This window comes from Yersinia aldovae 670-83, from assembly GCF_000834395.1.
Classification (GTDB): Bacteria; Pseudomonadota; Gammaproteobacteria; order Enterobacterales; family Enterobacteriaceae; genus Yersinia; species Yersinia aldovae.
In genome coordinates this window covers 2,540,668-2,554,536 of record NZ_CP009781.1, presented here as the reverse complement: position 1 = coordinate 2,554,536, position 13,869 = coordinate 2,540,668, and the positions used below count along the sequence as shown (strand labels likewise).

Here is a 13,869-nt window from a genome sequence, read left to right as displayed (position 1 = left end):
CTGGTTTTGACTACTTATGTTGTTATACCCATATTCATAATGAGGTATATATCTCGGTAAGAATACTCAGAAGGTATAAACGGAACCCATGTTAAATACGCTAATTGTTGGTGCCAGCGGCTATGCCGGAGCGGAGCTTACGGCTTACCTAAATCGTCACCCACATATGAACATAACCGGTTTAACGGTTTCAGCGCAAAGTGCAGATGCAGGAAAATTACTTTCTGATCTTCATCCGCAACTAAAAGGCATTATTGATCTTCCGCTGCAACCCTTGGTGGATGTGGCTCAAGCGGCAAAAGGCGTTGATGTCGTCTTCCTCGCCACCGCTCATGAGGTCAGCCATGATTTAGCGCCACAATTCCTGGCAGCGGGTTGTGTGGTGTTTGATCTCTCCGGTGCATTCCGGGTGCAGGATGCGGCGTTTTATAGTCAATATTACGGTTTTGAGCATCAACATGCCGATTGGTTGGATAAAGCGGTCTATGGGCTAGCTGAATGGCAAGCCGAAGAAATTAAGCTGGCTCAATTGGTAGCGGTGCCTGGTTGTTATCCGACCGCATCCCAGCTAGCGCTTAAACCGTTGGTTGATAATAAATTATTGAATGAAGCACAGTGGCCGGTGATCAACGCGGTCAGCGGTGTTAGTGGTGCGGGGCGTAAAGCCAGCATCGGCAACAGTTTCTGTGAAGTGAGTTTGCAGCCGTATGGTTTGTTTAATCATCGTCATCAGCCGGAAATTGTCGCCCATCTTGGTACGCCAGTGATTTTTACCCCGCACTTGGGGAATTTCGCTCGTGGTATTTTGGCGACCATCACCTGCCGTTTAAACGTGGGTGTGACGGCACAGGATATTGCTCAGGCATACCATAATGCCTATCAGGATAAGCCACTGGTACGGCTGTATAAACAAGGTGTTCCGGCACTGAAAGCGGTGGTCGGGTTACCTTTCTGTGATATCGGTTTCGCTGTACAAGGTGAGCATTTAATTATTGTCGCAACCGAAGATAACCTGCTGAAAGGCGCGGCGGCCCAGGCTGTGCAGTGCATGAATATACGTTTTGGCTTTGCGGAAACCCAATCCCTGCTGTAAGCAATAAAACGCTAAGCAACAGGGCCGGAACTGACATTTTTATCCAATTATATTGAGGCGAAACATGATGAACCCGTTGGTCATTAAATTAGGTGGCGTGTTGCTAGACAGCGAAGAAGCGCTGGAGCGTCTGTTTACTGCATTGGTGACCTATCGTGAGAAGCATGAGCGCCCGCTGGTGATTATGCACGGTGGTGGCTGTCTGGTAGACGATTTGATGAAAAAACTCGCGTTGCCGGTGGTGAAGAAAAACGGCCTGCGTGTGACGCCAGCCGATCAAATTGACATTATCACCGGCGCATTAGCAGGAACTGCCAACAAAACGTTGCTGGCTTGGGCGGTGAAGCATGATATCAATGCTGTTGGCTTATGTTTAGGCGATGGTAATACCGTGTCGGTCACCCCGCTGGATACTGAGCTGGGGCATGTGGGCAAAGCCGAAGCTGGCTCACCGGCTCTGGTACAAACCTTACTGGCCGCAAATTACATGCCAATCATCAGCTCTATTGGCATTACTAAAGAGGGTGGTCTGATGAATGTAAATGCTGATCAGGCGGCGACGGCTTTGGCGGCGACATTGGCAGCAGATTTAATTTTACTGTCGGATGTCAGCGGGATTTTAGATGGTAAAGGCCAGCGCATTGCTGAAATGACGGCGCAAAAAGCCGAGCAACTCATCGCACAAGGTATTATCACCGATGGCATGGTGGTTAAAGTGAATGCAGCACTGGATGCAGCGCGCACATTGGGCCGCCCGGTAGATATCGCCAGTTGGCGTCATGCAGACCAATTACCTGCATTGTTTAATGGTGAGCCGATCGGTACACGTATTTCGGCCTAATATTATTTACTATAAAGTTAAACCCAAAGTAGTTGGAGTTGCAGGTAGGCAGCAAGTGGACTCATCCCAATGAGCTTACTCAAGTAAGTGATTTGGGTGCGTGAGCGTAGCTAACACCGCTGCGGCTTCAAATACAAAGGGTATTTATTCAGACATTAGGGAAGCAAGATTATGGCATTGTGGGGCGGACGGTTCAGTCAGGCGGCAGATCAGCGTTTTAAGCAATTTAACGATTCCCTACGGTTTGATTACCGACTGGCAGAGCAGGATATTATAGGTTCTGTGGCCTGGTCGAAGGCACTGGTGACCGTGGGCGTTTTAACGGCTGCCGAACAGCAACAACTTGAGCAGGCGCTCTTTGTTTTATTAGAGGAAGTTCAGGCCGATCCACAGGCTATTTTGAACAGTGATGCCGAGGATATTCACAGTTGGGTAGAAACCAAACTGATTGATAAAGTTGGTGATTTAGGCAAAAAACTGCATACCGGGCGCAGCCGTAACGACCAGGTGGCGACTGACCTAAAGTTGTGGTGTAAATTCCAGATAACCGAATTAAAAACCGCCGTGCAGCAATTGCAACAAGCGCTGGTTATCACTGCCGAAGCCAATCAGGATGCGGTGATGCCGGGTTATACCCATTTGCAGCGCGCCCAACCGGTGACTTTCGCGCACTGGTGTCTGGCTTATGTCGAAATGCTGGCGCGTGATGAAAGTCGTCTGCAAGATACATTGAAACGTTTGGATGTTAGCCCATTAGGTAGCGGCGCACTGGCCGGTACTGCTTATCCGATTGATCGCGAACAACTGGCGGGTTGGTTAGGTTTTGCTTCCGCCACCCGTAACAGTTTGGACAGCGTTTCAGACCGAGACCATGTGCTGGAATTACTGTCTGATGCCAGTATCGGCATGGTGCATTTATCCCGTTTCGCTGAAGATCTGATTTTCTTCAACAGTGGTGAAGCGGCTTTCGTCGATTTATCTGATCGTGTTACGTCAGGCTCTTCCCTGATGCCACAGAAGAAAAATCCGGATGCACTGGAATTAATCCGTGGAAAATGTGGCCGCGTACAAGGTGCATTGACCGGGATGATGATGACGCTAAAAGGCTTGCCTCTGGCTTATAACAAAGACATGCAGGAAGACAAAGAAGGGCTGTTTGATGCGCTCGATACTTGGCTCGATTGCTTGCATATGGCAGCGCTGGTGTTAGATGGCATTCAGGTAAAACGCCCACGTTGTAAAGAGGCAGCGGAACAAGGTTATGCCAACGCCACCGAACTGGCGGACTATCTGGTCGCTAAGGGCATACCGTTTCGCGAAGCGCATCATATTGTCGGTGAAGCGGTGGTTGAAGCCATTCGTCTGGGTAAAGCGCTGGAAGCATTATCGCTGGCTGATTTACAAAAATTCAGTCCGGTGATTGGTGATGATGTCTATCCGATTCTGGCCCTGCAATCTTGCCTGGATAAACGGGCTGCTAAAGGCGGTGTTTCGCCACAGCAGGTCGCTTTAGCCATTACTGAAGCGAAAATACGGCTGTCTTAGTTCGTCGGGTATTAATATTGGGAACGGGCTACTTTTATAGTGGCCCGTTTTACCTATAAAGGTAGTTAAAATAATTTTTTTGTTATTTTTCTGACTCTTCTATTTTTAATCACGTTACAGTAATGATTATTTACTGATTTGTTTATTACTATTAAAACCAATATTTTCAGGATTATAAGGTTTTTATTTTAATATCACGTTGAGTTTGTACCCCTTAATGATTATGATAAGCATTATCAACTGCTGGCGTTGTAGTGAAACCTCTACTAAGATTAAAAATAAATTTTTCTCCCTATGGGAAATAGTCATGATTCTATTTTCCTCACACGTTACTTTATTTATTAATAAAGTGGCAGGGCGGCTATTGTATTTATAATTGCACTTATTTTTACTAAAAAACGTAACTCATTACGTTAATAGAGATTTTCACATTCTACAATTAACCAACGCCTCGGATTGTTCAGGATTGATTTTATTACTGGCTGCTGCAAGGTATGCCATTCAAGTAATATTATACAGTTAACTGGTTAATTATATTCCTAAGGATGAAATCTCATAAATGGATAATACAGGTAGAGATAAAAGAAGAATAATAGTCTCAATGAATAAGGTTGCAATAGGTATATTATTAGCACTGGCAGCACAAGGGTATTCAGGGAGGGTGTTTGCGGAGATAACGGCAGCAGCAACATCAGTAGTACCTGCTGAGAGTGATGTGGTGTTAGATCCACTCAAAGTTGAGGGGAGTGGTAACTATCATGATGATGATTGGGTCTATGATGAACCGCGTTCGGTCAGTGAAATTACCCGAGAGCAGTTGGATAATCGCCCCGCCCGCCATGCGGCAGATATACTGGAACAGACCTCCGGCGTCTATTCCAGCGTCAGTCAGCAAGACCCTGCGCTTTCAGTGAATATCCGTGGCATACAAGATTATGGCCGCGTCAATATGAATATTGATGGTATGCGTCAGAATTTTATGAAAAGTGGTCATGGTCAGCGCCACGGTGTGATGTATATCGACCCGGAAATATTGAGTAATGTCGTGATTGAAAAAGGGGCCACCAGTGGTATTGGTGGTGCCGGTGTCATTGGTGGGGTCGCCACCTTTAATACCATTAATGCCAGCGACTTCCTTGAACCGGGAAAAGAACTCGGTGGACAATTACGTGCCATGACCGGCGATAACGGCACTAATTTTATTGGCAGTGCTGCATTGGCTCTGGGTAATGAATATGGCGATATATTCATCGCCGCTAGCGAGCGAAATTTAAGCGATTATTGGCCGGGTAATAAAGGGACGTTAGGTGATATTCGTTTTGGTAGCGGCGCAGATATATTTACTTACGATATTACGAATAATAAAGTGGCATTTACCAATTATAAAATGTTGTCGCAACTGGTCAAGCTGGGCTGGAATTTGCCTGCTGATCAACGATTGGAACTCAGCTATCTGCAAACTAAAATACACAGCCCTAATGCCGGTTTTTTGACTGATATAAAAGAGGGTCCACGAAAAGGCAGACGTGGTTGGGTAAGTAGCAGTGTTAGTGATGTGATGAATCGCAATATTGGGCTGGATTATAGCCTCAAGCCGGAGCATATTACCTGGCTGGATGCGACGGCAAAAATCTATTACGTTGATACCGACGATAAAACTGATACTCATAATGCCAGTGTAGTCTTCCGCAGAAAGTTTTGGACGCAAACCCGCTTAACCACCCGTGGTTTACAACTACAAAACACCAGTTTATTTACCCTCGCCGACCACCATCAATTACAAATTAAATATGGCTTTGAGTGGTTTAGTGACCGCTCCACTGGCAAATCAACCCATAAATCGATGTTTGACCACGAATCAAAACTTGGTATCACCCCACCCGGTAAACGCACCATTACCAGCACCTTTGCCCAACTTAACTACAATTATGACGACTGGCTGCGGTTGGAAGGTGGCCTGCGTTACGATCAATTCCATTTACAAGGCGATACCTGGATGTTGACGAGTGGGTTCCGCGCCGCTTATAACAGTGAAAATCCGTGCAACAAAAAGATACATGAGCAATCTGAAACGATACAAACGCGCTGTTCATCCAACGTTCATCAAAAAATGACCTGGCAGGTGGATCGCCGTGAACAGCAGCTTTCACCCACGCTGGCCATCGGCATCAAACCCGCGGTGCAATGGCTGGAGTTTTTTGCCAACTACGGTAAATCCTGGCGGCCACCGGCGATTACTGAGGTACTGGCTACTGGCAGCGCACATGGCCACGGCTGGATTCTGCCCAATCCTTTTTTGGCGGCAGAGCATTCCAAAGCCTGGGAAGCAGGTATTAATATCCAACAAAGCAATCTGTTTAGTGAAGAAGATCGCCTGGTCGCCAAACTGGCCTACTTTGATACCCGCGTCACTGATTATATCAATCTTGAGTTATCCAAAATAAAACCACGGCGAGGCGGAAGTTCTTTTGCTAATGCCACTTATATTAATAATTTATTAGCGACCCGATTTCGCGGTCTGGAATATCAATTAAGTTATGATATGGGGGTGTTTTATACCAGTTTAAATTATACCAGAATGATTGGTATCAATACTATTTGTTCAAAAAAAGCTTGGTTAGGGGGGGTGCAGAAATCTGGATATAATAAACGGGGTGTGTATATTGTTGAGAATAATAAGATAAATGATCTGATTGATTGCCGTGCGACAAGTAGTTTATTTAGCTCTTCTGCTTATTTACCCGGTGATCGCGGTAGTTTAACTTTGGGTGGAAGAATTTTTGATAAAAAGCTGGATTTCGGCACTGTTATTCGCTATAACAAAGGTCATCAAGATCGCTCAGTTATTAATAAATATGGCGGAGTCAATACCGCTTATGTTGCAGATTGGCCCAAGTACACTCTATTTGATCTCTATGCCAGTTATAAGCTGACGAATAATTTTATCTTGCGAAGCTCAATAGAAAATATAACTAATCGTGCATATTTGGTCAGTTACGGTGATTCACTTTCATTTGCACCTAATCGTGGTAGAACTATTCAGGGTGGTTTTGAATATAAATTTTAGTTATTAATATTAAAACAGCATGGGTAAATATGCTAAATATTAGTATTTAATTTTAATCTTCAGGTTGAGTTATAACTTCACCTGTAGTCGCGGTGACTCAATGATGAGTCATATAATTGTTGTTAACAATAAGGAAATTTATGATGACAGTAAACTCAAATATGATGACAGTAAGTATTAAATATAATAGCCAATACGCTGATGATACTTTGACTTCTTATACCCAGCAATGGGCAGCCAGAAATGGTGATATAAGAGAGGCTCAAGATAAGGGATTCGTCAAGCAGTATGGGGATTTCTTTGGTGGACTGGGTTTTAATGGTACTCAATATGCCGTTATCAGTTCCCACCAGACAGGTACGGCAATGGTTGTAACTGGTGATTTACACTACTCATTTATGTTCGATCATACTTTCTACGGCAAAATAACAAGCTTGCAGTTGGGTGAATCCTTGAGCGATAATCCAGAGGGGGGCAAACAGCTTGACCAAGTGGAAGTAGAATTTGTCGGCTTAGATATTACTGGTGAATATAACTCTGCCCAGACTAAAGAGCAGAACCATCAGGGTGATATGCATAAAACAACTTATGGCTTGATGTGTGGTAATCCAACTCCATTCTTGGAAATACTTCAGGCTAAAGGTATTGAGGTAAATACCCCACTTAAAGATATGGCGATTGCCAGCCAGTTCGAGGTTATGGCATCAGATGCACCAATGATTGATATCGTTGGGATAGCTGAAAGCAGCTATATGCTGACGCCGATAGCTGCTTAAGTAAGATGACCGGAAAAGGATTTTCTGGTTAGCTCTGGCTGTTGTGTAATAAGTGTTAGTGTGTTTGTAATATTTAGTGTAAGTGCGCCACCGCTGTACTCTGGTCACATTATGATTACGGCGGTGGTTCATGACGGTTCATATCAAAATAATATATTCAAACATTAATTAAATTGTCCAGGCGAGATTATTAGATTACTTTCAGATGGATATGGATTAACAATAACTCATATCGTTAATTAAAAGGATTTTAATATGATAGTCACTATTAAATATCAGGAGAAATTTAAAGATGAAACTATTTCTTCTTATGCCCAGCAGTGGGCCACTGATTTTGGTGATATAGTTCAGCAATCATGTGAATGTCAATATGATATTTACTCGGCAGGCCCTAATTACCCTAATGCTGGCGTTAAGTTAGCTATTCAAAAAAATAGCCATTCTCAAACTCAAAGCAGTAAAGCAGCCATCGTGATGGAATCTAAGGGAATTAAATCGGCCGAGATTATGAAATCGAAAGGAATTGACGTATTTGAAGATTCCCCCCTGATTCCAGGAAATGAAGGTTTAGAGTTTGGTGATAGTTTAATTGCTATTTCTGATGTCGGTATTGCAGATCCTGAGTCTCATCAGCTCCAGCTTCAGAATGTACAGCTTAAATTTAGTGGGATAGATATTTCAAATGATATTGATGTGTCGAATATCGAGATATTTTATGCAATGTTGATGGATGATAACCATCAAGGTAACCCTAATCTTAGTATTTACAATTTACTAAGAGGCAACGCTTTACCTCTACTCGAGGTCCTTAAATCTCAAGGTGTTGATGTAAATACACCGCTTAAGGATATGGCGATAGCCAGCCAGTTTGACGTTATTTCTGATGCACCAATCATTGATACTTTAGGTTCAACTGTGGGGAGCGAGATATTATTAGGCGTTTAATTAATTACTAACTTAAAGATAAGTCATCGTCAATTAAAGGGATGTTAATATGACAATAACTATTAAATATCATGAAAAAATAGCTAATGAAACACTCACTTCTTATACCAGCCAGTGGGCCACCAATTTTGGTAACATTCTTTGGACGACCGAAGTTGATTACACATTTAATGCTTCTGGTTACTCTATTCCACCTGCGGATAGCATAAAATATGTCGCTGCAAGTACCCATCATAATCAGGCCGCGAGTAACGCTGCAATAGTGGTAGCACTTAAAAAAGTTGAAGAGAATGACCAACAACCCACTGTGGGTATCAGCGTCAGTTTGGAGTTCGGCGAAACGTTGGTTCCTATTGTTAATGATGGCATGAGTAAACAACCACATCAGCTTCTATTGCAGCAAGTACAATTGGATATCAGTGGCTTAGATATTCGGGCTGATGTTGAAAGTTCTATGCCTACCCTGGATTATGCCTTATGGCAGGATATTTACTATCAGGGAGGTAATGAGCTGGGAATATATAATTTGTTAAAAGGTAACGCGAACCCGCTACTCAATATTCTGAAAGCCCAAGGCATTAATGTGGATACACCACTAAAAAACATGGTAATTGCCAGCCAGTTGGAGATGACTACCGATACGCCAGTTATTGATACTGTCGGCATGGATAACAGTGATATGTTGTTAGTTGCCTAATTTATAACAGCATCAGTCTTTGAATTTTAAATATAAGCGTATTCAAGTGAAGATGAAAGTTCACTTGGTAGTTAATATGACTCAATGATGAGTCATAGTGTAATGGTCAATTAAAAGGATATTATTATGACAATAACTATCAAATATGATAAATCAATTAAAGATGAAACTATCTCTACCTATACTCATCAGTGGGCCACTGATTTTGGTGATCTGATTGAGGTTGCTCATACTACCAGATATTACGGTACTTTTTCTGGTAGTCTTGATTATAATAATAGAATCATCTCTGCTGAATTTGAAAGCCCCATTGAGGGTAGCAATACAGCCATAATTTTTAGCGGAACTTTATTTGGTAGCGATGGAGGCGCTATTTATAAAGATAATTATATTCAATCTTTGGAATTTGGTGTGTCGGTGATACCCGCTAATGCGGGTAACACTAATGAGGCTAAACAGCTTGAGCAGGTACAACTGAAATTTGAAGGCTTAAATATTGAAGGCGACTTTGGTTATTCACTGTGTTCGATATCCCGTGCATTGAATTCTGACCCCGGTAAGCCCTATCAGGGCGGAATAGATCATGGCACATACAGCTTGATAAGAGGTAAAGCAGGTGCGATGTTGGAACACCTTAAGGCTCAAGGTATTGATGTGGATATACCGCTTAAAGATTTAGCGATTGCCAGCCAGTTCGCCAGCAGTGAGGTTATTACTGATGTGCCAATACCTGTGATTGATACGGTTGGTGTGGTTGATAACAGTGACATATCGTTAGTTGCTTAATTTTCTATATAATCAGTCTGTTAAATATAAAGATGTTCAAGTGAATCGAATAATTCACTTGGTAGTCAATACGACTCAATGATGAGTTATAGCGTAATCGTCAATTAAAAGGATATTATTATGACAGTGACTATCGAATTTCATGAAAATATAAAAGATGAAACTATTGCATCATATAGCCAAAAATGGCTGGATAGTTTTATTCAGCCGACTGAAACAGGCCGTCATTTTGTCAATATTTATTATAATGACGCTGTAAGGGGGCAGTACAAACAATACTCTAATGTTAATAGTGCAAGTACTGGGGATAATACAGGGATAATTCTTAGCGGTGAGATTAACTTTCTACTGTGTCACATGACTCACTATGGCAAGATAGAAAGTCTGGAGTTTGGTGCTGGCGGGGTTACTCAGCATGAAGGTAATGAAAATGTACTCACAAAACAACTGGTAGAGCCGCAATTAAAAATAAACGAATTAAACATTGTCGCTGAGTATGATTATTTAAAATCAACCACCGAAAATCAGCAGAACATCATACATCAGTTTATATCCAGTTTGAAAAATAAAAATGGGACTACTGATGAAATCTTGTTGGAGGCTCTTGCCGCCCAAGGTATTGATATAAATATACCACTCAAAGATATGGCGATTGCCAGCCAGTTTGATGCTATTGCTGATGTGCCTGTCATTGATACTGTAGGGGCAACTGACGGGAGTGACTCATTATTAGCTGCATAATAAAGGTGGCCAGAAAATGATTTTCTGGTTGTATAAACAATACCACCGCTGCTCTATTACTTACCCACTACAGCGGTGGTTACGTGGTTATTTATCTGAAAATAAAATTGTCCTGAAAATTATTGTGTTCTGGTGAATAAAACAATTCTCACAAGTGAAAGTCAGCCACGATAGTTTTTATAATAATACTGCTTTCAGTATGGAAATGGATGTCATGGAATCAAGTAAAAACGCCAGTTCTTCATTGGTATCACCAACACTTATTTCGGCTCTGGCTCATCATAAGAAAAGCCTTTGGGGCATCGGCCTATTTACTGCTGTCATCAATTTGCTGATGCTGGCACCGGCTATTTATATGCTGCAAGTTTATGACCGTGTTCTGGCTTCGGCAAATACTATGACGTTACTAATGCTAACTATTCTTGTGCTAGCCATATTTGCATTTATTGGTTTATTAGAATGGGTGCGCAGCGCCGTGGTTATCCGTTTGGGAACACGTATTGATATGCAATTGAATCAGCAGGTTTTTAATGCGGCATTTGCTTCTAACCTCAATGGACAAAAAGTGCAGGCTGCGCAAGCGTTGAACGACCTGACCACTCTGCGGCAGTTTGCGACTGGCAATGCTCTGTTCGCCTTCTTTGATGCCCCGTGGTTCCCATTCTATTTGCTGGTGATCTTTATTCTTCACCCCTGGCTTGGTGTATTGGCGGGGCTGGGCGCGGTTCTACTGGTTTTCCTTGCCTGGATCAACCATGTGATATGCAAAAAACCATTGAAGGAAGCCTCAACCATCACCTCACAAGCGACGCAACAGGCGAATGCGAATCTGCGAAACGCGGATGCCATTCAAGCGATGGGGATGCTAAAAGCGTTGCGTGAGCGCTGGTTGAAGCAGCATTCACATTTTCTCTACCAGCAAAATATTGCCAGCGATAAAAGTAGCCGGGTGACGGCGTTATCTAAATCCAGCCGTCAGGCGTTGCAATCCATGATGCTAGGGCTGGGAGCGCTGCTGGTAATCGATGGGGCGATTACCGCTGGCGTGATGATTGCTGGTTCTATCTTGGTTGGCCGGGTGCTCGGGCCAATTGACCAGCTCATTGCGGTGTGGAAACAGTGGAGCCACACGCGGTTGGCTTACCAACGTCTCTCATCTCTGCTAGCGCAACACCCTCTGCCCGTGACCGGTATGATTCTGCCGCCGCCTCAGGGGAGATTGAGCGTGACACAACTTACCGTTTGCAAGCCGGGCACGCATACCCCGGTTCTGCAATCTATCAACTTTGAACTGCAACCGGGTGATGTTCTGGGGGTGTTGGGGCCGTCAGGCAGTGGTAAAACCACGCTGGCAAAACTGTTAGTCGCGAGCCAAACCGCGTTCAGTGGTTCGGTTCGTCTGGACAGCGCGGATCTTTCTCAGTGGGATAAAAGTCATTTAGGGGAATTTATTGGTTACCTGCCCCAAGATATCCAGCTATTTCGTGGCTCGATCGCTGAAAATATTGCGCGTTTTGGCCCGATTGATACTGCAAAAGTTATCGCGGCCGCACAACGGGCTGATGTGCATAATTTGATTCTACATCTGCCACAAGGCTATGACACCCCGTTAGGGGATGACGGCGAGGGACTATCTGGGGGGCAGCGGCAGCGAATTGCATTGGCGCGGGCCATGTATGGTATGCCACGGCTTATCGTGCTTGATGAACCCAATGCCAGTCTGGATAAGATTGGCGAAGACGCCTTATTAGCCAGTATCAGCCAATTAAAACAGCAAGGCAGTACCATTGTGATGGTAACCCATAAACCAGAACTGTTATCGGGTAGCGATTATTTGCTGTTTTTGAAAAATGGCCAAATGGAGTTATTCGGTAGCACTCAAACGATATTGCAAAGCTCTCAGACTAAAGCTAAGGCGGTAGCTCCTGCTGAGGCCACGCGTAAAACGTGGGGGAGCGGCATGTCATATGGTGTTGCCCCCATCCGCACTGCATCACAAAAATCATAATCATAAAAACCACGGACGGAGATAAATGATGTTACCTGATTCAGGTCATTCGACACCCCAGCAGCGAAGGGCACCTCGGCTTCAGACCAATAGTGCGGCTTACCTCAGTCTTGGCGGTGTCATGGTTTTGGCGGGTTTTGTGGGTTTTTTACTTTGGGCAGGTTTGGCACCGTTGGATAAAGGGATTGCCGTGATGGGAAAGGTGGTGGTCGCGGAAAACCGCAAAGTGATCCAGTCGCTGCAAGGGGGGCGAATCCAGCAGTTACATGTCGTGGAGGGGGATGAGGTTATTGCGGGTCAGTTACTGATTACACTGGATGATACGGTGATACGTAACCAGCGGGATAATCTACAGCATCAGTATCTGAGTGCGTTGGCACAGGAAACCCGTTTAGCCGCGGAGCAGAATGAACTGGCTGAAATTAGTTTCCCTCAGATATTGCTCGATCATCCTGAGCACTCTTTGGTTGAGCGTAACATTGTGTTGCAGCGGCAGCTTTTCCAGCATCGCCGTCAGGCTCAACTAAGCGAGATCGCCCGATTATCTGCACAAATTACTCGATACCAGGATCGGCTCAAGGGTTTGCAGGTGATGCGGAGTAATAATCAGCGCCAATCCGACTTATTCCAACGCCAACTACAAGGTATCCAATTGCTGGCGAAAAATGGTCATGTTGCCAAAAATCAGTTGCTGGATATGGAGCGTCAGGCTCTTTCACTACATGCACAGATAGATCAGGACACCAGTGATATTGCGGAGACTCATAAGCTGATCGATGAAACTGAGCAACATATTTCACAGCGACATGAGCAATATCAAAGTGAAAACCGCGAGCAATTGGCTAAAGCGCAGCAAAGTACACAAGAGTTCGCCCAGCGTTTGAGCATTACGGAATATGAATTGGAGAATACTCGTCTCTATGCACCGGTCAGCGGGGTCGTCATCGCGATTGCTCAGCATACCATTGGGGGCGTGGTCAGTACCGGGCAGACATTAATGGAGTTGGTTCCCAGTGGGCAGCCGTTATTAATTGAAGCCCAGTTACCCGTTGAGCTAATTGACAAGGTGGCGATCGGTTTACCCGTTGATCTGAATTTTTCTGCTTTTAATCAGAGTAATACCCCTAAATTGCAGGGTTCTGTTTTACATGTTGGCGCTGACCGCATCCAGCATCCACAGACCTTGCAGCCCTACTATCCTCTCACCGTCGCGATTGATATCGCTCAAACTGCACTGGCAATTCGCCCTGGTATGTCTGTCGATGTTTTCATTCGTACCGGCGAGCGCTCGCTGCTCAATTATCTGTTTAAACCTCTAACTGATCGTTTGCATATGGCATTAGCTGAAGAGTAGGAATCCAGGTTAGCGT

11 protein-coding genes are annotated in these 13,869 nt (G+C 44.1%); all 11 read left to right on the top strand.

The window, feature by feature from the left end:
* Positions 1 to 88: 88 nt before the first annotated feature.
* Complete coding sequence (gene argC / locus AT01_RS11620; protein WP_042547261.1) at positions 89 to 1,093, top strand: N-acetyl-gamma-glutamyl-phosphate reductase; 1,005 nt, start codon at positions 89 to 91, stop codon at positions 1,091 to 1,093.
* A 64-nt stretch (positions 1,094 to 1,157) separates the two neighbouring features.
* Entirely contained in the window at positions 1,158 to 1,934 is a 777-nt protein-coding gene (gene argB, locus AT01_RS11615; RefSeq protein ID WP_200889091.1) for an acetylglutamate kinase, read from the top strand.
* Positions 1,935 to 2,105: 171 nt separating this feature from the next.
* On the top strand, positions 2,106 to 3,479 hold the full coding sequence (argH, locus tag AT01_RS11610; protein ID WP_042547259.1) for an argininosuccinate lyase: 1,374 nt from the start codon (positions 2,106 to 2,108) through the stop codon (positions 3,477 to 3,479).
* Positions 3,480 to 4,038: 559 nt separating this feature from the next.
* Positions 4,039 to 6,546 (top strand): TonB-dependent hemoglobin/transferrin/lactoferrin family receptor, encoded by a 2,508-nt coding sequence (locus AT01_RS11605; RefSeq protein ID WP_042547258.1) that lies wholly within the window; start codon positions 4,039 to 4,041, stop codon positions 6,544 to 6,546.
* Between the two features lie 164 nt (positions 6,547 to 6,710).
* Positions 6,711 to 7,322: a heme acquisition protein HasA gene (locus AT01_RS11600; protein WP_042548603.1), complete on the top strand. Its 612-nt coding sequence runs from the start codon at positions 6,711 to 6,713 to the stop codon at positions 7,320 to 7,322.
* Between the two features lie 255 nt (positions 7,323 to 7,577).
* The gene (locus AT01_RS11595; RefSeq protein ID WP_042547257.1) at positions 7,578 to 8,267 is read left to right on the top strand and encodes a heme acquisition protein HasA; all 690 of its coding nucleotides are present in this window, start codon (positions 7,578 to 7,580) and stop codon (positions 8,265 to 8,267) included.
* Between the two features lie 49 nt (positions 8,268 to 8,316).
* Positions 8,317 to 8,964 carry a heme acquisition protein HasA gene (locus tag AT01_RS11590; protein ID WP_042547256.1) on the top strand — a complete coding sequence of 216 codons (648 nt, stop codon included), beginning with the start codon at positions 8,317 to 8,319 and terminating at the stop codon, positions 8,962 to 8,964.
* Positions 8,965 to 9,090: 126 nt separating this feature from the next.
* Entirely contained in the window at positions 9,091 to 9,750 is a 660-nt protein-coding gene (locus AT01_RS11585; protein WP_042547255.1) for a heme acquisition protein HasA, read from the top strand.
* A gap of 120 nt (positions 9,751 to 9,870) precedes the next feature.
* Positions 9,871 to 10,491 carry a heme acquisition protein HasA gene (locus AT01_RS11580; protein WP_042547254.1) on the top strand — a complete coding sequence of 207 codons (621 nt, stop codon included), beginning with the start codon at positions 9,871 to 9,873 and terminating at the stop codon, positions 10,489 to 10,491.
* A 214-nt stretch (positions 10,492 to 10,705) separates the two neighbouring features.
* Complete coding sequence (locus AT01_RS11575; RefSeq protein ID WP_042548602.1) at positions 10,706 to 12,499, top strand: type I secretion system permease/ATPase; 1,794 nt, start codon at positions 10,706 to 10,708, stop codon at positions 12,497 to 12,499.
* Positions 12,500 to 12,527: 28 nt separating this feature from the next.
* Positions 12,528 to 13,853: an HlyD family type I secretion periplasmic adaptor subunit gene (locus AT01_RS11570; protein WP_042547253.1), complete on the top strand. Its 1,326-nt coding sequence runs from the start codon at positions 12,528 to 12,530 to the stop codon at positions 13,851 to 13,853.
* The last annotated feature ends 16 nt before the right edge of the window (positions 13,854 to 13,869 follow it).